At 71.7% G+C, this 23,183-nt stretch carries 21 protein-coding genes and 2 riboswitches; of the genes, 15 read left to right on the top strand and 6 right to left on the bottom strand.

The window, feature by feature from the left end; translation table 11 throughout:
- The first annotated feature begins 3 nt into the window (after window positions 1-3).
- On the top strand, window positions 4-1,095 hold the full coding sequence (gene trpD, locus ABIA33_RS08390; protein ID WP_370078811.1) for an anthranilate phosphoribosyltransferase: 1,092 nt from the start codon (window positions 4-6) through the stop codon (window positions 1,093-1,095).
- An 84-nt stretch (window positions 1,096-1,179) separates the two neighbouring features.
- Window positions 1,180-1,299: riboswitch (SAM riboswitch) on the top strand.
- 79 nt (window positions 1,300-1,378) lie between these two features.
- Window positions 1,379-2,752, top strand: coding sequence for an aminotransferase class V-fold PLP-dependent enzyme (locus ABIA33_RS08395; protein ID WP_370078813.1), 1,374 nt, complete (start codon window positions 1,379-1,381; stop codon window positions 2,750-2,752).
- A gap of 33 nt (window positions 2,753-2,785) precedes the next feature.
- Here the strand turns inward: ABIA33_RS08395 and ABIA33_RS08400 are convergent, their stop codons facing one another.
- Together ABIA33_RS08400 and ABIA33_RS08405 are read right to left on the bottom strand one after the other, a co-directional pair.
- Window positions 2,786-3,067: an Lrp/AsnC family transcriptional regulator gene (locus tag ABIA33_RS08400; RefSeq protein WP_370078815.1), complete on the bottom strand. Its 282-nt coding sequence runs from the start codon at window positions 3,065-3,067 to the stop codon at window positions 2,786-2,788.
- A complete protein-coding gene (locus tag ABIA33_RS08405) occupies window positions 3,064-3,867 on the bottom strand; it encodes a rhomboid family intramembrane serine protease (RefSeq protein WP_370078817.1) in 804 nt (267 codons plus the stop codon). Before ABIA33_RS08405 ends, ABIA33_RS08400 begins: the two co-directional genes overlap by 4 nt.
- Window positions 3,868-4,055: 188 nt before the next feature.
- On the opposite strand from ABIA33_RS08405, the gene ABIA33_RS08410 reads away from it, so the two are divergent.
- The 6 genes from ABIA33_RS08410 to ABIA33_RS08435 all read left to right on the top strand — a co-directional run bounded on the left by ABIA33_RS08410 (window position 4,056) and on the right by ABIA33_RS08435 (window position 11,931).
- On the top strand, window positions 4,056-4,328 hold the full coding sequence (locus ABIA33_RS08410) for a hypothetical protein (protein ID WP_370078819.1): 273 nt from the start codon (window positions 4,056-4,058) through the stop codon (window positions 4,326-4,328).
- Window positions 4,329-5,098: 770 nt separating this feature from the next.
- The gene (locus tag ABIA33_RS08415; protein ID WP_370078821.1) at window positions 5,099-6,331 is read left to right on the top strand and encodes an NYN domain-containing protein; all 1,233 of its coding nucleotides are present in this window, start codon (window positions 5,099-5,101) and stop codon (window positions 6,329-6,331) included.
- Between the two features lie 282 nt (window positions 6,332-6,613).
- Window positions 6,614-7,627, top strand: coding sequence for an NlpC/P60 family protein (locus ABIA33_RS08420; RefSeq protein ID WP_370078823.1), 1,014 nt, complete (start codon window positions 6,614-6,616; stop codon window positions 7,625-7,627).
- A 311-nt stretch (window positions 7,628-7,938) separates the two neighbouring features.
- Window positions 7,939-8,084, top strand: a riboswitch (cyclic di-AMP (ydaO/yuaA leader).
- A gap of 10 nt (window positions 8,085-8,094) precedes the next feature.
- Window positions 8,095-9,156, top strand: a complete 1,062-nt coding sequence (locus ABIA33_RS08425; RefSeq protein WP_370078824.1) for an NlpC/P60 family protein — start codon at window positions 8,095-8,097, stop codon at window positions 9,154-9,156.
- A 314-nt stretch (window positions 9,157-9,470) separates the two neighbouring features.
- Window positions 9,471-10,550: an NlpC/P60 family protein gene (locus ABIA33_RS08430; RefSeq protein WP_370078826.1), complete on the top strand. Its 1,080-nt coding sequence runs from the start codon at window positions 9,471-9,473 to the stop codon at window positions 10,548-10,550.
- Between the two features lie 82 nt (window positions 10,551-10,632).
- Window positions 10,633-11,931, top strand: a complete 1,299-nt coding sequence (locus tag ABIA33_RS08435) for a hypothetical protein (protein WP_370078828.1) — start codon at window positions 10,633-10,635, stop codon at window positions 11,929-11,931.
- Here the strand turns inward: ABIA33_RS08435 and ABIA33_RS08440 are convergent.
- Entirely contained in the window at window positions 11,915-13,165 is a 1,251-nt protein-coding gene (locus ABIA33_RS08440; RefSeq protein ID WP_370078830.1) for a glycosyltransferase 87 family protein, read from the bottom strand. The two genes, ABIA33_RS08435 and ABIA33_RS08440, sit on opposite strands and share 17 nt — an antisense overlap.
- A gap of 237 nt (window positions 13,166-13,402) precedes the next feature.
- On the opposite strand from ABIA33_RS08440, the gene ABIA33_RS08445 reads away from it, so the two are divergent.
- Window positions 13,403-14,533, top strand: coding sequence for a glycosyltransferase family 4 protein (locus ABIA33_RS08445; protein WP_370078832.1), 1,131 nt, complete (start codon window positions 13,403-13,405; stop codon window positions 14,531-14,533).
- Window positions 14,534-14,649: 116 nt separating this feature from the next.
- Here ABIA33_RS08445 and ABIA33_RS08450 read toward each other — a convergent pair whose 3' ends face one another.
- Window positions 14,650-16,446: a long-chain fatty acid--CoA ligase gene (locus tag ABIA33_RS08450; RefSeq protein ID WP_370078834.1), complete on the bottom strand. Its 1,797-nt coding sequence runs from the start codon at window positions 16,444-16,446 to the stop codon at window positions 14,650-14,652.
- A 241-nt stretch (window positions 16,447-16,687) separates the two neighbouring features.
- Between ABIA33_RS08450 and ABIA33_RS08455 the strand changes: the two genes are divergently transcribed.
- The 6 genes from ABIA33_RS08455 to ABIA33_RS08480 all read left to right on the top strand — a co-directional run bounded on the left by ABIA33_RS08455 (window position 16,688) and on the right by ABIA33_RS08480 (window position 21,757).
- On the top strand, window positions 16,688-17,455 hold the full coding sequence (locus tag ABIA33_RS08455; protein WP_370078836.1) for a metallophosphoesterase: 768 nt from the start codon (window positions 16,688-16,690) through the stop codon (window positions 17,453-17,455).
- Between the two features lie 52 nt (window positions 17,456-17,507).
- Window positions 17,508-17,987 carry an SRPBCC family protein gene (locus ABIA33_RS08460; protein ID WP_370078838.1) on the top strand — a complete coding sequence of 160 codons (480 nt, stop codon included), beginning with the start codon at window positions 17,508-17,510 and terminating at the stop codon, window positions 17,985-17,987.
- Window positions 17,987-19,195: an ArsA family ATPase gene (locus ABIA33_RS08465; protein WP_370078840.1), complete on the top strand. Its 1,209-nt coding sequence runs from the start codon at window positions 17,987-17,989 to the stop codon at window positions 19,193-19,195. The genes ABIA33_RS08460 and ABIA33_RS08465 overlap by 1 nt, the downstream gene beginning before the upstream one ends.
- Before the next feature lie 98 nt (window positions 19,196-19,293).
- Window positions 19,294-19,695: a DUF5304 family protein gene (locus ABIA33_RS08470; protein ID WP_370078842.1), complete on the top strand. Its 402-nt coding sequence runs from the start codon at window positions 19,294-19,296 to the stop codon at window positions 19,693-19,695.
- 135 nt (window positions 19,696-19,830) lie between these two features.
- Entirely contained in the window at window positions 19,831-20,772 is a 942-nt protein-coding gene (locus ABIA33_RS08475) for an ROK family glucokinase (protein WP_370078844.1), read from the top strand.
- A gap of 115 nt (window positions 20,773-20,887) precedes the next feature.
- Window positions 20,888-21,757, top strand: a complete 870-nt coding sequence (locus tag ABIA33_RS08480) for an endonuclease/exonuclease/phosphatase family protein (protein ID WP_370078846.1) — start codon at window positions 20,888-20,890, stop codon at window positions 21,755-21,757.
- On the opposite strand, the gene ABIA33_RS08485 is transcribed toward ABIA33_RS08480, so the two are convergent.
- Together ABIA33_RS08485 and ABIA33_RS08490 are read right to left on the bottom strand one after the other, a co-directional pair.
- A complete protein-coding gene (locus tag ABIA33_RS08485) occupies window positions 21,754-22,326 on the bottom strand; it encodes a hypothetical protein (RefSeq protein WP_370078848.1) in 573 nt (190 codons plus the stop codon). The genes ABIA33_RS08480 and ABIA33_RS08485 overlap by 4 nt on opposite strands.
- Window positions 22,327-22,331: 5 nt before the next feature.
- The gene (locus ABIA33_RS08490; protein WP_370078850.1) at window positions 22,332-23,090 is read right to left on the bottom strand and encodes an alpha/beta hydrolase; all 759 of its coding nucleotides are present in this window, start codon (window positions 23,088-23,090) and stop codon (window positions 22,332-22,334) included.
- Window positions 23,091-23,183: the final 93 nt, after the last annotated feature.

The following is a 23,183-nucleotide window of genomic DNA, read 5'->3' on the forward strand; positions in this document are numbered from 1 at the left end:
GCCATGGCCATGGCGGCTGCGCTGAACAACGGCGTGAACCCTGCGAACGGCGGCGGCGACCCCGTGCAGGCGCGGTCCTGGCCGGATGTCCTCACGGCTCTCGTCTCCGGTGCCGACCTGTCGGCGGGCGAGACCGCGTGGGCGATGGACCAGATCATGAGCGGGGAGGCGACGCTCGCCCAGGTTGCCGGGTTCATGGTGGCGCTGCGCGCCAAGGGCGAGACGGTGGAAGAGATCGTCGGCCTGGTCGACGCCATGTACGCGCACGCCACCGTCATCGAGGTGCCCGGGCGGGCCGTGGACATCGTCGGCACGGGTGGCGACCGGGCGAAGACCGTCAACATCTCCACCATGTCGGCGGTCGTCGCGGCAGGCGCCGGCGCGCTGGTTGTCAAGCACGGCAACCGCGCCGCCTCCTCCGCGAGCGGGGCCACCGACGTGCTGGAGCAGCTCGGCGTCAACCTGGAGCTGTCGCCCCGGCGGGTCGCCGAGGTCGCGGTCGAGGCCGGGATCACCTACTGCCCGGCGCCGGTGTTCCACCCGGCGATGCGCCACGCCGGACCCGCCCGCCGGGATCTCGGCATCGCGACCTTCTTCAACCTGCTCGGCCCGCTCACCAACCCGGCGCGGGTGACCGCGAACGCGGTCGGCTGCTTCGACACCCGGATGGCCGGGCTGATCGCGGGCGTGCTCGCCCGGCGCGGGTCCTCGGCCCTGGTGTTCCGGGGCGACGACGGACTCGACGAGCTCACCGTCACCGGCACCTCCACGGTGTGGCAGGTGCGCGACGGCGAGGTGCGGCGGACCAGCTTCGACCCCCGCGAGGTCGGCATCGAGTACGTCGGCATCGAGGCGCTGCGCGGCGCCGACGCCGCCTACAACGCGCAGGTCGCGCGCCGGGTCTTCACGGGGGAGCAGGGTCCGGTCAGGGACGCGGTGCTACTCAACTCGGCGTCGGCGCTGGTCGCGCTGGACCAGACGGACGCGCCGCTGGCGGAGCAGCTGGCGGTGGCGATGAAGCGCACGGCGGAGTCGATCGACTCGGGTGCGGCGCAGGCGGTTCTCGCCCGCTGGTCTGCGGCGACGCGGCGCTGACAGCACCCTCCTCGTCAGCGTCTGCGTCTCGGATGGCGGTCAGGGGTTCGCCCGAGGGGCGGACCTCTGACATACTCCTTCCCAGGTCACGAGTGACAGCGCATTGGCCCCGGCTTGCTGTCCGGCAACCCTCCTTCCGTGGCGGGGTGCTTCCGGGTGACGACCAGGCCCTACGGCAACAACGCCGCAGGGCAAGCGCGGATCCCTCCCTTTTTTGAGGCTGCCGGCCTGAGGCTGCCAGCGGCCTTGCCAGGGATCCACTGGACTCCCTGGAGGGGTAGTCATGTCCGCATACCCGAACTCTGTTTCCGTGTGCCGACCGCTCGCGGTTCTCGGTCGTGACGTCGAGGTCCCCCTCGTCAGCGGGGCGAAGGTCAGCTACGCCGCGCTTGACTACGCCGCCAGCGCCCCCGCCCTGCAGCGCGTCTGGGACGACGTCGCCGCGTACGCCCCTTACTACGGCAGCGTGCACCGGGGCGCCGGGTACCTCTCGCAGCTCTCGACGGACCTGTTCGAGCAGAGCAGGGTCACCGTCGCCGAGTTTCTCGACCTGCGCGAGGGCGACCAGGTCGTCTTCACCCGCGCCACCACCGACTCGCTGAACCTGCTGGCGAGCGTGCTGCCGGCCGGCACCCGGGTGTACGCCTTCGAGACCGAGCACCACGCCTCGCTGCTGCCCTGGCGCCGCGAGGACCTGTCTGTCACCTACCTGCGGGCGCCGCGCTCCCCGCAGGAGGCCGTCGCGGCGCTGGAGTCGGCGCTGGCCGAGGGAACGGCGGGGCCGCGTCTGGTGTGCGTCACCGGCGCGTCCAACGTCACCGGGGAGATCTGGCCGGTCCGCGAGCTGGCCGAGGCCGCCCACCGCCACGGCGCCCGGATCGTCCTGGACGCGGCGCAGTTCGCCCCGCACCACCCGGTGTCGGTCCGCGAGTTGGACGTCGACTGGGTCGCTTTCTCCGGCCACAAGCTCTACGCGCCCTTCGGCGCGGGCGTCCTCGCCGGGCGCGCCGACTGGCTGGACGCCGCCGAGCCGTACCTCGCCGGCGGCGGCGCGAGCCGCACCGTGGCGCGGGAGACCGACGGCTCGGTCGCGGTGGAGTGGCACCAGGGTCCCTCGCGGCACGAGGCGGGGTCGCCCAACGTCATCGGCGCCTACGCGATCGCCTCCGCCTGCCGGGCCTTGGCCGAGGCCGGGTTCGAGCAGTTGGTCGCGCGCGAGCAGTATCTGATCGACCGGCTGCGCGCGGGGCTTGCCGAGATCCCGCAGGTGAAGGTGCTGACCCTGTTCGGCGAGGACCACCCGAGGGTGGGCGTGCTGTCCTTCGTGGTCCAGGACTGGAACAGCTCGCACTTCTCGGCCGCACTGTCCGCCGAGTACGGCATCGGTGTCCGCGACGGCCTGTTCTGTGCGCACCCGCTGGTGCGCACGCTGCTGGGCGGCCAGGAGACGACGCCGTCCGAGTGCGGGGCGCCGGAGGCGTCGCTGCCGGGGGAGCGGAGCCTCAACGCCATCCGGGTCAGTTTCGGCGCCGGCACCCCGGAGGAGCACGTGGACCGCTTCGTCGCGGCCGTGCGGGAGCTTGTCACCGAGGGCGCGCAGTGGGCCTACCGTACCGAGGGCGGCCGCTGCGTGCCGGACACCCGCCGGACCGGCTGAGACCGGTCGGTCCAGGCCTCCGAGCGACGGGTCCTACTCGTCCAGGCCGAGGGCGAAGGCGGCGTCCAGGTCGACCTTGGAGTAGGTGCGGAACGCGATGTGCGTCTCCGTGTGCTCCACCCCGGGCACCTTGTTGACCTGGCCGGGGATGACGTCGGCCAGGTCGTCGTGGGCGCGCACGCGGATCATCGCCACCAGGTCGAAGGCGCCGGAGACGGAGTACACCTCGCTGACGCCGTCCAGGGCCGCGATCGTCTCGGCGATCTCGGGGATCCGGTCGACGTTGGTCTTGATGAGCACGATCGCGGTGATCAAGGGAGGTCTCCTGGAAGGACAGCGGCACTGTTGCGGCCAGAGTATCCGCGCCTGCGGCAGTAGAGCAGCCAGGCGAAGAGGAAGCCGCCGAGGAAGCCGATGAGATGGGCCACGTACGCCACGCCGGTGACGGCGGCCGAGGCGGCGTGCACCGACCTCCACTGGATGGCGAACCACACCCCCAGCACCAGCCACGCGGGGAAGCGCAGCGGGAGGAACAGCAGGAAGGGGAGCAGGCTGGTCACCCGCGCCCGCGGGTACAGCCGCAGGTACGCGCCCAACACGCCTGCGATCGCGCCCGACGCCCCCACCAGGGTCTGGCCCGCGCTGTTGGCATGGGCCTCGAACAGCGCGTAGCCGTAGGTCGCGAAGTAGCCGAGGGCGACGTAGCTGAGCAGGAACGGCAACCGTCCCATGCGCTCCTCGACCATCGCGCCGAAGACATAGAGGAAGAGCATGTTGCCGAACAGGTGCAGCCAGCCGCCGTGCACGAACATCGCCGTGAGCACGGACAGCGCCGGGACCTTGGGGAAGTGGGCGGGCGCGGGGCAGCCGGCGGTCCGGAAGGACCGCAGCGGCTGGTTGTCCAGCAGTTCGCTCGGAATCACGCCCCAGTGCTGGTAGTACGTCAGTTCCGCGCAGGCGCGTCCGGCCCCGGTGCCGTACAGCGGGTCGAGGCCGGACACCGGGCCGACCAGGAAGACCACCACGCACGCGGCGATCAGCGTGAAGGTCACCACGGGGACGTATGGCAGCGAGACGTACGGATCTGGCTTATCGTCACGAACCAGGGTCACCATCTACCAAGCATTCCTTGGCGGGACAAATCTGACACTGCGGAGCTGGGACGGATGGGGACGGTGTCCCGGGATATCAGCGAGGCCATAGGGTTCTGGGGTAGGCGTAGCCGAGAACCGCGCTGCTCCGGGCGGCTCCGGGCTCCAGAGCCCGATGCCGGACCCGGTGCCCCGAGCCGAGAGGACCACCCATGTCTGTCCCCCTGCCCACCGAGGGGACCCGGTGGCGCTGCACCCAGTGCGGCAACCTGACCCGCTTCGACGTGACCCGTTCCTCGCGCGTGGTCGAGTTCGTCCACCTGGACCTGGCGGGGGAACCGCGCGTGGAGGAGCGTGAGGTGCTCAGCGAGACGGTGGAGTCCGTACGCTGCCGCTGGTGCAACGCCGTGGACCAGGTGGAGCTGGTCGACCGGCCCGGCGCTGAGGCCGAGGCGGCGGCGCAGGTGGGACGCGCCGACGGCTGACGGCTGGGGCGGTGTGTGTGGCGTAGTGACGAGTAGGGGGCGCAGCGGGCGAGAATGGTCTTCCGGGCGGTAGGGCCTGGGGCCGGATCGGAGCACAGGACGTGGTGGAGAGAGACAGGGCGGACGCCGCCGAGGACCCGCTGGGGTCCGACGACGCGGCGGTGTCCGCGGTGCCCGCTTCCACCGCGCCCGTCTCCCAGCCCGAGCCTTTCTCCCTGCGCGAGGCTGAGGCAGAGCCCGAGCCCGCCTCCGGGTCCGAGCCCGTTCCCGTTCCCGGGTCTGCGCCCGCCCCCGGGTCTGAGTCCGCCTCCAGGTCTGCGCCCGCCCCCGGGTCTGAGCCTGAGTCCGCCCCCGGGTCTGAGCCTGAGCTCGTTTCTGGGTCTGAGCCCGAGTCCGTTTCCGGGTCTGAGCCTGAGTCCGTTTCCGGGTCTGAGCCTGAGCTCGTTTCCGGGTCTGAGTCCGTCTCCGGGTCTGAGCCCGAGTCCGTTTCTGGGTCTGAGCCTGAGCTCGTTTCCGGGCCTGAGTCCGTCTCCGGGTCTGAGCCTGAGTCCGTCTCCGGGTCTGAGCCCGAGTCCGTCTCTGGGTCTGAGCCCGAGTCCGTCTCTGGGTCTGAGCCTGAGCTCGATTCTGGGCCTGAGCCTGAGTCCGTCTCCGGGCCTGAGCCCGGGTCCGGGCTCGTCGCGGAGGAGTCCGCCGAGTGGCTGGACCGGCCGCTGCCGGAAGGGGTCCGGCGGCGGGTCGTCGGCATCGCCGCCGACGCCCTGACTGCCATGCCCGCCGCCGAGCTCCCGCACCGGCTCCGCCCGTATGCCAAGTTCACCCCGGTCCAGCGGGCCCGGCGGGGTGCCACGGCCATCGCGGCCGCGCTGGAGACCGAGCCGGGTTTCCGGGCGCGGATAGCGGAGCGGGTCCGACAGGGCCAACCTGACCTGGTCAGCGCGCTGGAAGCCGGGCGGGTGCCGGCTGCCGCCGACCCCCAGGACGTCGCCGCGGTGGCGTACCTGCTGCGTCCCGCCGGCTGGAGCAAGCTGGTCGGCGACGCGGGCGAGGAGGTGGAGCGGGCCGAGTCCGAGGGCGCGGCCGCAGAGGCCACCAGGCTCGTCGAGAAGCTGCAGGTGGAGCTGGCCGCGCTACGCGACTCCACCCGGGCCGACGCCGAGCGGGGCCGGATCGAGCTGGACACGGTCAAGAAGGAGCGGGACTCGCTGCGCCGCAAGCTGCGCAGCCTGGAGGCCGACACCAAGCGCGCCGAGGCGGCCACCCGCAAGGTCGCCGCCGAACTCGAGGCGCTGCGCTCGACCGGGGCCACCGAGCGAGGTGCGGTCGACAGCGAGGTCCGCAGGCTGAAGCACCGGCTCGCCGAGGCCGAGTCCGCCGTGGAGGCGTCCAAGCGCGCCTCCCGGGAGGGGCGCAGTGCTGAGGAGATCCGGCTGCGGCTGCTGCTGGACGTGGTGGTCCAGGGGGCGCAGGGGCTGCAGCGGGAGCTTGGCCTGCCGCCGCTGTCGGGCCGTCCGGCCGACACCGTGGAGGCGGTCTCGCCGACCACCGCGTCGCCGCACGACGTGGCCAGGCGGGCGCTGGACGCCGACGACCCGGCGCTGCTGGACCAGCTGCTGGCGCTGCCGCAGGCGCATCTGGTGGTCGACGGCTACAACGTGACCAAGAGCGGCTATCCGACGCTGCCGTTGGAGAAGCAGCGAGCGCGGCTGCTGAACGGGCTGTCGATGCTGGCCGCGCACAGCGGCGCGGAGATCACCTGCGTCTTCGACGGCAAGGATCTGGACGCACCGGTGCCGATGGCCCCGCCGCGCGGGGTGCGGGTGCTGTTCAGCCGGTCGGGGGAGACCGCGGACGAGCTGATCCGCCGTCTGGTGCGGGCGGAGCCCGAGGGCCGTCCGGTGGTCGTGGTGTCGACGGACCGGGAGGTGGCGGAGGGCGTGCGGAAGGCGGGTGCGCGTCCGGTGCCGTCGGCGATGCTGCTGAAGCGGCTCATCCGCACTTGAGCGGCCACACCCGAGCATCCGCACCCGAGTTGAAGCGCAAACTCGACATTGCGCTCAAATCTGCTCGGACTTCTCCGCGAGGGCGACAAGTTCACATCACTCTCACTAGTCTCTGCCTTCGAACCTCTGTCCTGCTGATCGCCCGTCCGGGCGATACGGAGGTTTCCGCTGTCTCCAGGGCCGCGCAATTCGGGGGTGCCGCCTGTTGGACGGCGGCCGCCCGAAGGGAACTCAGCCCCTGTGGTCTCGCACCGTCGCCTCAAGCAGCCCAGCCGTGCCCGCGTGTCGATTCTCACCGCGGCCGCCGCGACGGCCGTCGCGCTCTCGGCGCAGTCCGCTGCCCACGCGGACCCCAAGCTGACCACCGATCAGGCCAAGTCCCAGGTGGACGCGGACCGCAAGGCGGCCGCCGCGGCGACGGAGCAGTACAACGGCGCGCAGCTCCAGCAGCAGGCGCTGCAGCGGAAGGTGAACCTCCTGCAGGACGAGATAGCCCGCCAGCAGGGCCAGGTCAACAAGGAGGTCTCGCAGCTCGGCGCCATGGCGAGCGCCCAGTACCGGGAGGGCGGGGTGGACCCGACGGTGGCCCTGATGCTTGCTTCCGACCCCACTGACTACCTCACCCAAGCGTCCACCCAGAGCGAGCTCAACAGCAGCGAGGCGACCGTTCTGGCGCAGCTCCAGGTGCAGGAGCAGACGCTGGCCCGGGAGAAGGCCCAGGCCGCACAGGAGCTCGGCGCCCAGCAGGCGCTGCTGACCCAGATGCAGAAGGCCAAGGCCTCAGCTCAGGCCCGGCTCAACCACGCGCAGTCCGTGCTGAACGCGCTGACCCCGGCCCAGCAGAAGCAGGTGAACGCCGGCGGCGGCGGGGGTAACAACTACGGCTCCGCCGGAACCGTCGACAACCACATGACCGTGAGTCAGATCAACCTGTCCGGCATCTCGTCGGCGGCCCGCACCGCGATGCTGGCGGCGATGAGCAAGGTCGGCATAGCCCCCTACTCGATGGGCGGAGCGGGCCCGAACGAGTTCGACTGCTCGGGCCTGGTGATGTGGTCCTACGCCCACGCGGGTGTGAGTCTGCCGCACTACTCGTACTCGGACGAGACGGTGGGCAGCCCGGTGGCGTCGCTGGCGGACGCGAAGGTCGGCGACATCATCGTGCTCGAGGGCGGTGCCCATGTGGGGCTCTACGCGGGCAACGGGATGCTGCTGAACGCTCCCCAGTACGGCTACACGGTCTCGATTCAGCCGCTGAGCTACTTCGGCTCGATCGTGGCCATCCGCAGGTTCTGACGAACCGAAGGGAAAGAGCTGACCTCGTGTTGTGACTCACGTCACTCGCGTCTCAGTCCTCCAGGGGCGATGACCGTTTTGACCGCCATGTCGTCGTCAGATGGTCATACTCCAACTACGTTCGGTTGATGTTCTGACACGGCATCGCAACCTTAGAGAGTTTTTACTTACAAGGATTTGAACGGATCACGGTTGGGTCACTAGTGTCAGCCACCGAACCACCGCGAAGTCGATCACCCAACCGGGTGGCAGCGGGGGTTTCCGCCGAGTCCGACCGCACGGCAGGACGTCCCCAACCGGGGGGCGCCCACAGGGGATAGCCGTCAGTCTCGGAGCCGGGGAACCATGTTCCTCGGGGTGAATCGACGCCAGGCCGGTCCGCCGGTGAAGCGTTGTAGGGCACGTCTTCCAGCCCGAACCCGTCAGCTCACCCGGTAGGCGGCCGTAGGAAGAAGGAGCTCGCCTTCGTGGCGTCCCATCGTCGTCCCAAAGCCCCCAGCCGCGCTCGGATATCCGTGCTGACCGCAGCTGCCGCCACCACCGTCGCACTCACCGCGACGGCGACCCAGTCGGCCCAGGCGGCGCCGCAGCAGACCACCGCTCAGCTCAAGGCGCAGATCGACCAGCTGAACCAGGACGCCGACACCGCCGTCCAGAAGTACGACGCCGCGCAGGCCCAGCAGCAGCAGCTGCAGAGGCAGACCAGCACCCTGCAGGACCAGGTGGCGCGCCAGCAGGCCGCGGTGAACGCCAAGGCGTCCGCCCTCGGCGCCATAGCCAGCGCCCAGTACCGCGCCGGCACGATCGACCCCACGGTCGCGCTGATGCTCGCGTCGAACCCCACGGACTACCTGAACAAGGCGTCCGCGGCGCAGCAGGTCGGCAGCAGCCAGGCGAGCCTGCTGGCTCAGCTGCAGAGCGAGCAGACCCAGCTCGGCAAGGAGAAGGCCGAGGCAGAGAGCAAGCTCCAGGCCCTCGACGCCACCAGCAAGCAGCTGGCCGCGTCCAAGAGCGCCGTGCAGCAGAAGCTCGCCGCCGCCAAGGCCAAGCTGGACTCCCTCACCGCCTCGCAGCAGGCAGCCCTCGCCGCCGCGAACAACGCCAGCTCGAACAGTGGTAGCGGCACTGCCAGCCGTGGCAGCAGCGGCCGGGTGAACCTCGGTTCGTCCAAGGCCGGCGACTCGGCCGAGGCGACCGCTTTCGCCGCCGCGCAGACCAAGCTCGGCGACACCTATGTCTACGGCGCCACCGGCCCCAACGAGTTCGACTGCTCGGGTCTGACCGAGTGGGCCTACGCGCAGGCCGGCATCTCGATCGGGCGTACCACCTACGACCAGATCAACGCGGGCACCGCGGTCGCCTCCACGGCCGACCTGCAGGTCGGCGACCTGGTCTTCTTCAACGGTGACTCGCACGTCGGCTTCTATGCCGGCAACAACATGATCCTGCACGCGCCGCACACCGGCACCGTGGTCAAGTACGAGCCCATGGGCCAGATCGGCTCGATCTACGCGATGCGCCACATCTGAGCCGCAGCTGACTCCCAGTGAGCCGCCGACAGCGGGCTGGGAACCGCTGAGGCCACCCGGACGGCCGTACGGGCCCGACCCCTAACGAGGGGTCGGGCCCTTCGCGTTGTCCGGGATGACCCCCGGCGACATGGCGTTTCATCAGCACATGCGTCATTCGATCGCATTTTCGCCATGCTGGGTGTTTGGACTCGATGTGTCCGACTCGCTAACGTCTGCTGCTCGGCCCTCCGCGTCGTCGACCGCCCTCCTGGGCGGCAACGGAGGACCGCCGGACCGCCGGGCCCGGCAACGGACGAATGGAGCTCGCCCACGTGGCGTCCCACCGACGAGCCCGACCCCTGGGCCAGTACTCCGCCATGGCGGCGCTCTCCCGGACGGCCGCGAGCGTCGCGGCCGCGACGGCTGCCGTCCTCGCGGCCGGAGGCAGCGCCCTCGCCGACCCCGGCGGGCCCGGCACCGGCGCCCCGGTCACCGCCGACGGCGTACGGCAGCAGCTCGACACCCTCTACGCGCAGGCGGAGGTCGCCGGACAGCAGTACGACGGCGCACGCGAGCAGGAGCGTGCGCTGCTGCACCAGGCCGCCCTGCTGCAGCAGCGGGTCGCGGACGAGCAGCAGCATGTCAACACGCTGGTCCAGTCGGTGGGTTCGCTCGCCGGGGCCGAGTACCGGCAGGGCGGCGGTCTCGACCCGCTGATGCAGATGCTGTTCAGCGCCCGCCCGGACCAGTACCTGGACCGGGCCACCACGCTCGACCAGGCGAACTCCTCGGCGGCCCTGACCCTGAACGAGATCCGGTCGGACCAGCGGCAGCTCACCCAGGACCGGGCCGAAGCCCTGTCGGAGCTGTCCCAGTTGGAGACCGTGCGACGGACCATCGCCGGCAGCAAGGCCCAGGTCCAGCAGCGCCTCGGCCACGCCCAGGCCCTGCTCGGCGGGCTCACCGCGCGGCAGCGCGACACGCTGAGCCGGGACGAGAGCGACGCCGCAGGTGCCGCGGCCCAGCTCGCGGACGCGGCGCTCCCGCCCGACCAGGGCCCCGCGTCGAGCCGGGCCGCCGCCGCGCTCGCCGCCGCCCGAAGCGTCCTGGGAAAGCCCTACGTCTACGGAGCGACCGGCCCGGGCGCGTTCGACTGCTCGGGCCTGATGTACTGGTCCTGGCGGCACGCCGGGGTCGACCTGCCCCGAACCTCGCAGGAGCAGGCGTACGCGGGGCGTCGGATCCCGCTCGGCGAGGCCAGGCCGGGGGATCTTGTGATCTACTACGGCGACATGCACCACGTCGGGATGTACGCGGGCAACGACATGGTCATCCACGCCCCCTACCCGGGGGCCAGGGTCCGCTACGAGCGGGTCGGTTCCATGCCCGTCGCCGAGGTGGTCCGGATCTGACGCCTAGGAGGGTGCGAGCCCGGCCTAGATCTTCAGCACCCTCCGGGTGCGGGATGTCTGACATGACGGTGGCTCTGAACTAATGGATGCGGGCAGAAGAGGTGTCCTCGCGGCCGGGGCCGCCCTGGTCGCGGCGGGCGGCCTCGGCGGCGCGGTCTGGCGCGGCGGTCACCACCACGCGCCGGGGACTGCCTCAGCCGGGGCTGACGCAGAGGTGCGGCGAGCGATCCAGGACGCCCTGGACCGCCGCGCCGCCGCTGTCCGCGCCCGCGACCAGGGCGCACTGGCGGCAACCCTGCTACCCGGCGCACAGGCCCTGCGCAGCAGCCAGTCCACCATGCTGCGGAACCTCGCCCAGGTACCGACAGCCGCCTGGGACTACCAACTGCAGGCCCTGGACGCTTTCCCGCTGCCGCCCACGCTCGACCCGGCCGAGCGCCGCGCGGTCCGGGTCCAGCTGGCCTACCGCCTCGCGGGCTTCGACACCCAGCCGGTCACGGCGACCCAGTACCTGACCTTCACCCGCCAGGGCGGCAGCTGGCTGCTCAGCTCGGACAGCGACCGCGCCGGGGATGCGGAGCTGTGGGACCTCGGCCCCGTGAACGCCGTGCACGGCCGCTACTGCCTGGTCCTCGGCCTGCGCGGGGCGGACGCGCTGCGGGCCTTCGCCGTCGAGGCCGACCGCGCCGTGCCCGCCGTGAGCGCCGTGTGGGGCGACTCCTGGGGACAGCGGACGGTCCTGCAGGTCCCGCTGGGCCTGGACCAGTTCGGCCGCCTGTTGGGCGCGGACCCGCTCGGCTACGCCTCCATCGCCGCCGTCACCACTGGTGAACTCGGCCCCGCCGAGGCCGGCCGCACCGAGCGGATCACCGTGAACCCGCAGGTCTGGGACGGGCTCAACGCCCTCGGCCGACGGGTTGTCACCACGCACGAGACCACCCATGTGGCCACCCGCGCGGTCACCGAGCAGTGGACGCCGCGCTGGCTGTCCGAGGGCGTCGCGAACTGGACCGGCTACCTGGGCACCGGTCGCTCGCCGCAGCAGATCGCGCCGGAGTTGATCGTCGACCTCGCGGCGGGGCGCGTCCCCGACCACCTGCCCGCCGACGACGCTTTCGACGGCTCGGCCCCCGGGCTGCCGCAGGCGTACGAGCAGGCATGGTTCGCGTGCCGCAGCGTCGTCCTCAGGCACGGCCAGCCCCGGCTGGTGGCGCTCTACCACGCGCTCGCCGCCACTGGCGGGCGCGGCGGGCCGGACGCCGCCGTCGACTCGGCTCTGCGGCAGACCATCGGCACCGGCCTGACTGCCTTCACCGCCCAGTGGCGGTCCGACCTGTCCGGAATGGTCAGGGCCGGGGCAGCCGTCACGGGCCCCGGCTGACCGTCTGCAGCCAGAGCCTGCGGCAGGAGACCACCGCTGCCGCCAGCAGCAGCAGGTTCCGGGCGAACAGCACGCAGACGCCCAGCGGCCGGAACGCCGCGAGGTCGCCGAAGCACAGCGGGAACTCCAGCACGGTGAACACGCTCGCTGCGGCTACCAGCCAGGCCACCGGCCGCTGCGTCGTCCGACGCGACGTCAGACACACCGCGGCCGTGCCGATCAGCCACACCAGGTACTGCGGGCTGATCACCCTGCTGGTCACCGTGAACAGCAGCAGCGCCGCCAGCGCCGCGTCGAACGGTGTCGCCGCGCTCCAGCGCCGCGACCGTACCCGCCACAGCAGCAGCCAGCCGAACGCGCCCAGCGACAGCGCCAGCAGCAGCCCGCCCGCGAGCCGGACACCCGAGCCCAGGAACTCCATCGAGCCGTAGTGCATCTCGGCGTGGCCGCCCCAGCCCAGCAGGTGCGCGAGGTAGAACGGCAGCGCCCCCAGCGACTCGACCTCCACCCCCCGGTTCTGCTGGAAGTCCAGGAAGGAGAAGGCCCCGACCATGGTCACGGCGCAGCAGAAGGACAGCGCCAGCGCCGAGAGCACCAGGGCGGTCCAGACGTCCCTGGTCCGGTGTCCGCGCGGCGTGCCGAGGACGGTCAGCACCGGCCACACCTTCAGCAGCGCACCCAGCCCGGCGAGCGCTCCGCCCAGCCTGGGCCTGGCCGTCGTCGCCAGCAGCCCGGTGACGGCGACGGTAGTGACCACCAGGTCGAAACGGCAGTAGACGGTCGGTCCGAGCAGCGGAACCGCGAGCACCCACAGCCAGGCGCCCGACCGGCTGCCGTCGCTTCGCCGCGAGGCCGCCCGCAACAGCAGGCCCAGCACCAGCGCGTCACCGCATGCGACGAGGACCAGGAAACCGGTGAAGTAGGACCACGGCAGCCAGCTCGGCAGCACCATCACCAGTGCGGCCAGGGGAGGATACTGCCAGGTCACGTCGTCGAGAGGGAACGTCCCGGTCTGCAGGACCTGCGCCCAGCCCTGGTAGATGACCTTCACGTCGCTGCTCACCGCCTGGCTGCCGAGCGGCACCAGGCCGAGCACTCCGAGCAGCAGGAGCGTGCGCGTCGCCGCCCAGCACAGTCCGAGGACCGCCGGCGCGCGCCAGGCTTCGCGCGACCCCGCCGCCCAGCCGCCGGACCGCAGGTCGGACCCCGGATCGGACCCCGGATCAGCCCCCACGTCGGACGGCCGGGCAGGCCGTACCGAGGATCGGGCGAGCGGGCTCGGCGGAGTGGTGATGGAATCCTCGCCCGTGAACTGAGAGGGAAACGGGACAGCGCGCGCCGGAACACACCATGGCCGTCCGGATGCCCGTGCCGTCGCAGCGCTGCCCTATCGTACGGATCAAGCACCGCCGTACCGAGGACGCCGTACCGAGGACGTCGCGCCGAACCTGGAAGGGCCAGTCGCAGGACCATGAACAAGACGCTCGTCGTCACCAACGACTTCCCGCCGCGCCCCGGCGGGATCCAGACCTTCGTCCACAACATGGCCGTTCGGATGCCCGCTGAGCAGATCGTCGTCTACGCCTCCACCTGGCGGGACGGCAGTGAGGTCGCCCGGTTCGACGCCGAGCAGCCGTTCCAGGTGATCCGTGACCGCACCACGATGCTGCTGCCCACGCCCAGGGTCAGCCGGCGGGCCGCCGAGATCCTCAAGGCCGAGGGCTGCGGCTCGGTCTGGTTCGGCGCGGCGGCCCCGCTGGGGCTGATGGCGCCCGCGCTTCGCAGGGCCGGGGCGTCCCGCCTGCTCGGCATGACGCACGGTCACGAGGCCGCGTGGGCCCAGCTCCCCGCCTCCCGGCAACTGCTGCGGCGCATCGGCGCGGGCACGGACACCCTCACCTACCTGGGCGAGTACACCCGCTCGCGGATCGCCGCCGCCGTCGGACCCGAGGCGGCGGCCCGGATGGCGCAGGTCCCTCCGGGCGTGGACGAGAAGACCTTCCACCCCGACTCGGGGGGCGCGGAGGTCCGCGCCCGGCTCGGACTCAGCTCGCGCCCGGTCATCGTCTGCGTCTCGCGGCTGGTGCGCCGCAAGGGCCAGGACACGCTGATCCGCGCGCTGCCCCGGATCCTCGCTGCGGAGCCGGACACCGTGCTGCTGATCGTCGGCGGCGGCCCGTACCGCGCGGACCTGGAGCGGCTGGCGGCCGACACCGGCGTCGCCGCCTCGGTCCGCTTCACCGGCGCCGTCCCCTGGGCCGAGCTCCCCGCCCACTACGGCGCGGGCGACGTCTACGCGATGCCCTGCCGGACCCGGCGCGGTGGCCTGGACGTGGAGGGGCTCGGCATCGTCTACCTGGAGGCCTCCGCCACCGGACTGCCTGTCGTCGCGGGCGACTCCGGCGGTGCCCCCGACGCCGTCCTGGAGGGCGAGACCGGCTTTGTTGTCCCAGGCCACGGCCTGGACGCCCTCACCGACCGTCTGCTGACGCTGCTCCAGGACCCGGCCCTGCGCGCCCGCCTGGGCGCGCGGGGCAGGGCCTGGGTCGAGCAGAGCTGGCGCTGGGACCTGCTGGCCGACCGCTTGGCCGCGCTGCTCTGAGGCTGCGCCGGCAAAGGAAGGGCGGAGGAACTGAGCTGCCGACCGTGCACCTCGTGGGCCGTTGGTCGCGCACGCGTTCAATCAAGCGGAGCCTCGCGCCCCTTGCTGTGGTGCCGCTAGCGGGAGGTGTAGAGGGCTTCTATCTCCGCCGAGAAGTCCTTGAGGACCATGGCGCGCTTGAGCTTCAGGGAGGGGGTGAGGTGGCCCGAGTCCTCGGAGAGGACGGTGTCGAGGATGTGGAACTTCTTCACGGCCTCGGCGTGGGAGACCGCCGCGTTGCCGTCGTCCACCGCGGACTGGACGGCGGCGATCAGGTCGGCGTCCCCGAGCAGGTCGGTCACGGTGGCCGAGTCCGGCTTGTTGTTGAGCTTCTTCCAGGTGGGGAAGAACTCCGGGTCGACGGTGATCAGACAGGCGATGAAGGGCTTGCGGTCGCCGACCACCATGCACTCGCCGATCAGCGGGTGGGCCCGGATCCGGTCCTCGATCACGGCCGGGGCGACGTTCTTGCCGCCGGCGGTGACGATGATCTCCTTCTTGCGGCCGGTGATGGTGAGGTAGCCGTCGGCATCCAGCTGGCCGATATCGCCGGTGGCGAACCAACCGTCCTTCAGGGCCTCGGCGGTGGCGTCGGGGTTCTGCCAGTAGCCGGTGAACACCTGCGGGCCCTTGAGCAGCACCTCGCCGTCGTCGGCGATGCGGATCGCGGAGCCGGGCAGGGGCTGGCCGACGCTGCCGATGCGCGGCTCGTCGTGCGGGTTGAAGGCGGTGGCCGCACAGGTCTCGGTGAGGCCGTAGCCCTCCAGGACGGTGAAGCCGATGCCGCGGTAGAAGTGCCCCAGGCGCTCGCCGAGCGGCGCGCCGCCGGAGATCGCGTGGGTGGCCCGGCCACCGAGGGCCGCGCGGAGCTTGCTGTAGACGAGGGCGTCGAACATCCTGTGCCGCAGCTTGAGGCCGATCGAGGCGCCTCCGTTGTCCAGGGCGCGGCTGTACGCGATGGCGGTGTCAGCGGCCCGGTCGAAGATCTTGACCTTGCCCTCGGCCTGGGCCTTGGCACGAGCCGAGTTGTAGACCTTCTCGAAGACCCGCGGGACGCCGAGGATCAGCGTCGGCTTGAACGCGCTGAGCTCGGCCACGACCTCCTTGATGTCCGGGAGGTGCCCGATCTTGATCGGCGCGAGCACGGCGGAGATCTCCGCGATCCGGCCCAGGACGTGCGCCTCCGGGAGGAAGAGCAGGACGGAGGAGTCGCCGGTGCGGAACAGCGGCTGCAGCCGGGCGACGATGTTGCCCAGCTCGCTCATGAAGTTGGAGTGGGTGAGCTGGCAGCCCTTGGGGCGTCCGGTGGTACCCGAGGTGTAGACGATGGTGGCGAGGGTGTCGGGGCCGAGGGCGGAGCGGCGCTCGTCCACGGTCTCGTCGGGGACGTCCTTGCCGGATCTCGCCAGGTCCCCAAGTGCTCCGGACTCGATCTGCCACACCTGCTTGAGCTCCGGGAGTCGCTCGCGCACCTCGCCGATCACCCGCTCGTGGCGGGGCAGCTCCGCGATGCACGCGACCGCGCCGGAGTTGCCGAGTATCCATTCGACCTGCTCGGCGGACGAGGTCTCGTAGACCGGGACGGTGACCGCTCCGGCGCACCAGATCGCGAAGTCGAGCAGCGTCCACTCGTAGCGGGTGCGGGACATCAGCCCGACCCGGTCGCCGGGGCCGACGCCGGAGGCGATCAGGCCCTTGGCGGCGGCGCGCACCTCGGCCAGGAACTCAACGGCCGTGAGGTCCTCCCACTGCCCGTCGACCTTGCGGCTCACCACGGCGACCGCCGGATGCCGCTCGGCGTTGCGGTGGATCAGGTCGGTGAGGTTTGCGCCGCTCGGCACCTCGTAAAGAGCCGGAAGGCTGAACTCGCGCAAGACTGCTCCTCGGTCTGCGACGCTGCGGGACGCCAGGACGTTACTGCTCAGTAGCAGGGGTCCGGTAGGGGCGGAGGCGAATATGTTTCCTGTGTCACATTCCCGTGAGCGGCAGGTTTCCGGATTGTGGCGTGTCGTCAGACCCGGATCGGCCGCACATTCCTCACGTATCCCTTCGGCCGAAGACTACGCCAGCGCAGGCATGACCCGCCGGTAACCAGCTGGTCGATAGGGTGACTGCATGCGGGTGCATGTGGTCAGTGACGTACACGGCAACGGCGAGGCGCTGGCTCGGGCCGGGGACGGGGCGGACGCCCTGCTCTGTCTCGGCGACCTCATCCTCTTCCTTGACTACGCGGACCACTCACGCGGAATCTTCCCGGACCTGTTCGGCGCCGAGAACGCGACGAAGATCGTCGCGCTGCGCAACGCCCGGCGCTTCCAGGAGGCGAAGGAGTTCTCCCGGACCCTGTGGGCGAACCTGGACGTCGACCGCGAGCAGGCCACCGAGCAGGCCGTGCGCCGCCAGTACGCGGAGCTCTTCGCGGCCTTCCCCACCCCCACCTACGCCACCTACGGCAATGTCGACATGCCGAGGCTGTGGCCGGAGTACGCGAGGGACGGTGTGAGCGTCCTCGACGGCCAGGTCGTCGAAATCGGCGGACGCACCTTCGGCTTCGTCGGCGGCGGGCTGCCCACTCCGATGCGCACCCCGTACGAGATCGACGAGGAGACCTACGCCGCCAAGGTCGCTGCCCTCGGCCGGGTCGACGTGCTGTGCAGCCACATCCCGCCCGCCGTCCCCGAGCTCACCTACGACACGGTGGCCCGGCGCTTCGAGCGCGGCAGCGAGGCGATCCTCGACGCGATCCACGCGACCAGGCCCGGACACGTCCTCTTCGGACACGTCCACCAGCCGCTCGCGCGGCGGATGCGGATCGGTCGCAGCGAGTGCGTCAACGTCGGTCACTTCCGTTCCACCGGGCGGCCCTGGGTGCTTGAGTGGTGAGGCGATAGCCTTCCTGCTGTCAGCTGCAAGTCGAGACGCGGAGGCCACCCCGATGGCGGAGCACACCAGGTCGAGCACCACGATCGAGGCGACCCCGACCCAGATCATGGCGGTGATCGCGGACTTCGCCGCCTATCCGGCGTGGACCGGCGAGGTCAAGGAGATCGAGGTGCTGGCGCCGGGCGTGGACGGCCGCGCCGAGCAGGTGCGCCTCCTCCTGGACGCGGGCGCCATCAAGGACGAGCACGTCCTCGCCTACACCTGGGACGGCGACCGGCAGGTCAGCTGGACCCTGGTGAAGAGCCAGATGCTGAAGGCCCTGGACGGCTCCTACACACTGGCCGCGACCAGCGGCGGAACCGAGGTCACCTACCAGCTGGCCGTGGACGTCAAGATCCCGATGCTCGGAATGATCAAGCGCAAGGCCGAGAAGGTCATCATCGACCGGGCCCTGGCCGGGCTGAAGAAGCGCGTCGAGTCCCAGCCGGAGGTCACCGGCGGGGCGCAGAGCGACTCCGGCGTAGAGGTCTGATGACCGTCGAGGCGCCGCGCGTCGTGCTGGTCAGTGGCAACGGCGGCGGTGGGCGCACCACGCTCGCCGCCGCGACCGCCCGGCACGCCGCCGCGACCGGCAGGCGCACCCTGCTGCTCGCAGCCGACGACCCGCACCGCACGCTCGACCGGCTGCTGGAGGCCGAGCTCGAACCCGCTCCGCAGGAGCTGCATCCCGGCCTCTCCGTCGCACGGCTCGACCAGCAGAGCGCGTTCAGGGACGCCGCCGCCCGCCTGCTCGGTCGCGCGAAGCCGCTGTTCGACCTGCTCGGCGTGGACCCGCTGGAGCGCGACGAGCTCAGCGCCCTGCCCGGCTCCGCCCACCTCGCCCTGCTGGACGCGCTGCGCACCTACGGGGCGTCGGGCCGCTGGGACGTGGTGGTGGTGGACGCGCCCCCGGTCGCCGAGCTGCTCGCCGCGCTCGCGCTGCCCGAACAGCTGGACCGTTACCTGGGACGGCTCGTCCCCGAAAATCGCCAGGCCGCCCGCGCGCTTCGCCCGGTGCTGGCGGCCGTCGCCGGAGTGCCGATGCCCGCCGACTGGATCTTCGAGGCGCGAGGCTGGGCCGCCGCCGAGCTCGCCGAGGTCCGCGCGATCACCGGTGCGCCCGGCACCACGGTTCGGCTGGTGGTCGACGCCCCGGCCGGACCGCTGGCCGTGGCCGCGCTGCGGCACGCCCGCGCCGGCCTGGCGCTGCACGGCCAGCGGGTGGAGTCCGTGCTGGTCAATCGCCTGGTTCCGGACGGTGCCACCCCCTTCCTCGCCTCGCTGCACCGGGAGCAGCGACACCAGCTCGCCGCCCTCCGCGCGGACTGGGACGCACCGGTGCACGGGGTGCCGCACGCCGGTCGGGAGCCGCACGGATACGCGGACCTGGCCGAGCTCGCCGACGGAGACGCGCTCACGGTGGGAGCGGCCGAGGCACCGTCCGCGGGCTGGGTCGTGGACGACCTGCTGGACACCGACGAGCGCGTGCTGGTGTGGCGGATCCCGCTGCCCGGAGCGCAGCGCCGCGATCTGGACCTGGTCCGGCGCGGCGACGACCTGGTGCTCGGCGTCGGCCCCTACCGGCGCACGCTGACCCTGCCCTCGGCCCTGCGCCGCTGCTCGGTCGCCGGCGCGGCGCTGCGCGAGGGCGTGCTCGCGGTGCGGTTCGCACCCGACCCGCAGCTCTGGCCCCGCCGTTAGGCACCCTCCTTAGCGCGTTGCGTCAGAACACCGACGTACCAGGCAGCTTCGGGTAGCGTCGGTGAAGTCCCCTCGGAGCTTGTAGAAGGAGCAGCACCATGACGACTGCCGACGATCGCCACGACGAGGACGTCTGGGCCGAGGCCGTGGCGGAGGACGCCAAGGAGCAGGCGAAGGGCGAGCAGGTCAAGGCCGAGCCGTCCTCGCCGGCGGACCTCTTCGGTCCCGAACTGACGCCCCTGGTCGAGGAGGTCCGCAAGTTCGCGACCAGCCTCGGTGAGAAGGTGACCGCGGCCTCCTCCGCGGTGAGCGGCGGCGACAGCCTCGGCGCGCTGCAGAACCTCGCCGCCCCGCTGCGCAGCAAGCACCCCGAGGTGTACGGGCACCTCATCGCGGCCGGCGGCGAGTTGCTCGCCGCGTACCGTGCGGCGGTGTCCGCCTCGGAGCGCCGATGGACGGCCGAGAAGCCGGCGTCCACGGAGCACATCGACCTCGACTGACTACGACTTCTGAAGGGTCGGCGCCCTCACTCAAACACCTTGTCTTCGGCTAATGTACGCACAGGTGTGTACCTGACCCTGCGCGGGCGGGTACGGTACCGGCCAACGGGGAAGCCAGCGGAGACTGAGGGACACATGGGACTGACCATCGGCGTCGACGTCGGGGGTACCAAGATCGCGGCCGGGGTCGTCGATGAGAACGGCGAGATCCTGGCCCGCACCCGGGTACCCACCCCCGCCGATCCGCAATGGGCGGTCGGCGCCATCGCGGACGCCATCAAGGAGTTGCAGGCGCAGCACGAGATCACGGCGGTGGGCGTGGGCGCGCCCGGCTACATCGACCGCGCTCGCTCCACCGTGCTCATGGCTCCCAACATCAACTGGGAGAACGAGCCGCTCAAGGCCCGGATCGAGGACCTGGTCCTGCTGCCCACGGTCATCGAGAACGACGCGAACGCCGCCGCCTGGGGCGAGTTCCGCTTCGGCGCGGCGGCCCCGCACAACGACATGATCATGATCACGGTGGGCACCGGCATCGGCGGCGGCATCGTCCTCGACGGCCGGATGTACCGGGGCAGCTTCGGCGTGGCCGGGGAGATCGGCCACCTCAATATGGTTCCGGACGGCCTTCCCTGCGGCTGCGGATCCAAGGGCTGCTGGGAGCAGTACGCCTCGGGCCGCGCGCTGCGCCGCTACGGCCGCGAGCGCGCCGCCGTCGAACCCGTCCTCGCCAAGCGCCTGCTGGAGCTCAACGAGGGCATCGCCGACACCATCACCGGCAGCCAGATCACCCAGGCGGCGGAGGAGGGCGACCCGCTCGCCCTGGAGGTCTACGACGAGCTCGCGGACTGGCTCGGACGCGGCATGAGCGACCTCGCCTCGCTGTTCGACCCGGCCGTGTTCGTGCTCGGCGGCGGGGTCTCCGACTCCGGCAGCCTGCTGCTCGACCCGGTGGCCAAGGCGTTCGAGAAGTTTCTGATCGGCGGGGTCCACCGGCCGCGCGCCGAGGTGGTACTCGCGTCGCTCGGATCGGCGGCCGGCATCGTCGGCGCGGGCGACCTGGCCCGCCAGGTCTGAGCCTGCGGGTTCGCGGAGTCGTCGGCCCGCTCGGGGCATGCCCATCACCCGCCACGTCGGGCCGGCCGGCCCCGGCATCCTGTCCGCGGCCGGGTCGCGATGCCAGACTCGGCCCATGGACGCCGACGATCTCCCCGCCTCAGGACCGCAGCCCGACGGCTCCGAAGTGGTCCGGTTGCTCAGCTACAACATCCGTTCACTCCGTGACGACCGTACGGCGCTGGTCCGCGTGATCCGCGCCTGTGCGCCCGACCTGGTGTGCGTGCAGGAGTCGCCGCGCTTCTGGTTCCCCCGGCAGCAGGCCGCCTGGTTGGCGCGGTCCACCGGACTGATGGTGCTCTCGGGGGGCCCGAGCGCCTCGGGTCCGCTGCTGCTCGGGCGGCTGCGGGTGATGCCGTTGTCGGTCCACGACGTGCTGCTGCCCCGGATGCCCGGACTGCACCAGCGGGGGTTCGCGACCGCGGTCGTGCGCATCGGCGGGGCCGCGCCGTTCTCGCTGACGAGTTGTCATCTCTCGCTGAAGGCGGAGGAGCGGTACCTGGAGTGCCGGCTGCTGCTGGAGCAGTTGGACGGGCTGGCCGAACACCCGGAGGCGAACGGCGGGGTGAAGGGCGGGGCGAACGGCGCAGCGGTCGGCGCGGTGGTCGGCGGGGACTTCAATGAGCACCCCGGCGATCCCGGCTGGGAACTGCTGGCCGGACGTCTCCAGGACGGCTGGGCCACCGCCCCCTGGGGGTCCCAGTTCACGGCGGGGCCCGGGAAGCCGTACCAGCGGATCGACGCGGTCTTCGCCACACCGAACGTGCAGGTGCTGGCCTGCGGGGTCCCGGACCGGCTGCCGGGCGTTCGGGAGGCCGACCTCGCCGTCGCGACGGACCATCTGCCGGTGCTCGCGGTGCTGCGGATTCCTCAGGCCGGAGGGCCCCGGACCGGTGGGTCCGGGATCGGTGGGTCCGGGATCGACGGCTCCCAGCCCCTCTCCTAGACCACCGCGCCGTTGTGCGGGTCGTCGTCGTCCTCCTCGTCGTCCCGCATTCGGGAGATCAGGGTGGCGACCCCGCCCACGAACAGGCCCACGCCCAGGAACGCGGCCATGCCCGGCAGTTGGCCGATGCCAGCTACCAGGGTCAGGATCACGCCGCCCACCACGGCGGCGACGGCCAGCCGGGTGGCGGTCTCGGTGCGGGGCAGCGGCGGTGGCGGCGGCGGGACGAAGTGGTCGTCGTCCGGGTCCTCCTCCGGTGTCCAGGCGCGCGGGTCCACCGGCGGGATGGCCCGCACCACCGGCAGCGGGTTGATCATCGGTCGCGGACGCGGCTGCGGCGCGAGATCGGCCACGTCCTCGGCCGCCGGCCAGGACCGCGAATCGGCGTCGACCGGAGTGTCGAAGTCCGCGACGAGCCGCGCGAACAGCTCGTCGTCGCTGGCACGCTCCATCGCCGGGCCGCTCTGGACCGTATCGGACTGCGCGGAGTCGGCCTGGGCGGGATCGCCCTGCCCCGGGCGCTCCTCGGGAACGTCCGGGCGCTCGGGGACCTCCGGCAGCTCGGGCACGGCGGTCACCCCTTCGCCGCGGGCGCGAGACGCCGAACGAAGTCGAGGCTGCCCTCGAAGATCATCTCGGCGTCGTGGTCCAGGGTCGCCACGTGGAAGCTCTGCTCGCACAACCGCTCCTCCACGTCCGTGGAGGAGACTCTGGAGAGCAGCAGCCGGGAGCTGTCCGGCGGGACCACATGGTCCTGCGGGCTGCGGAACAGCAGCAGTGGTTGGGTGACCTGCGGCAGTTCGGACTGGACCATGCGGGCCAGCTGCGCCATGGAGTGCGCCGCGTGCAGCGGCGTGCGGTCGTAGCCGCCCTCGCTGACCCCCGGCTTGGCGATGTCGTTGGCGATCCCCGGCAGGCTGGGCACCAGGTGCCGCGCCAGCGGCAGCGCGTGGTGCGAGCGTCCGGGCATCTTCACCAGCGGGTTCACCAGGACGAGGCCGGACACGGCCGTCCCCTTCTGTGCTGCGAGGTGCAGGCAGAGGGCGCCGCCCATCGAGAGGGCGAAGAGGAAGACCTGATCGCACTCCTTCGCCAGTAGATCGAACTCGCGCTCGACCGTGGCGTACCAGTCCTGCCAGCGGGTGATGTTGAGGTCACGCCACTGCGTACCGTGGCCGGGAAGCAGCGGCAGGGACACGCTGAGGCCCTCCGCGGCGGCGGCCTCGGCCCAGGGCCGCATCGAGACCGGTGAGCCGGTGAACCCGTGGCACACCAGGACTCCGACCGGTCCGCCGTGGTGGCGGTACGGCTCGGCACCGGGCATGAGCGGCATCGCGGCTCCTTCCGAACGGCAACGCAAGACAAGGGGGTGACCGGCATCGTCCCATGCGCCCCCGGCAGCCGTACAGTTTCGGGAGGTCGGGGT

The sequence above is a fragment of the Streptacidiphilus sp. MAP12-16 genome (assembly GCF_041262165.1).
In the GTDB taxonomy this organism is placed as follows: domain Bacteria; phylum Actinomycetota; class Actinomycetes; order Streptomycetales; family Streptomycetaceae; genus Streptacidiphilus.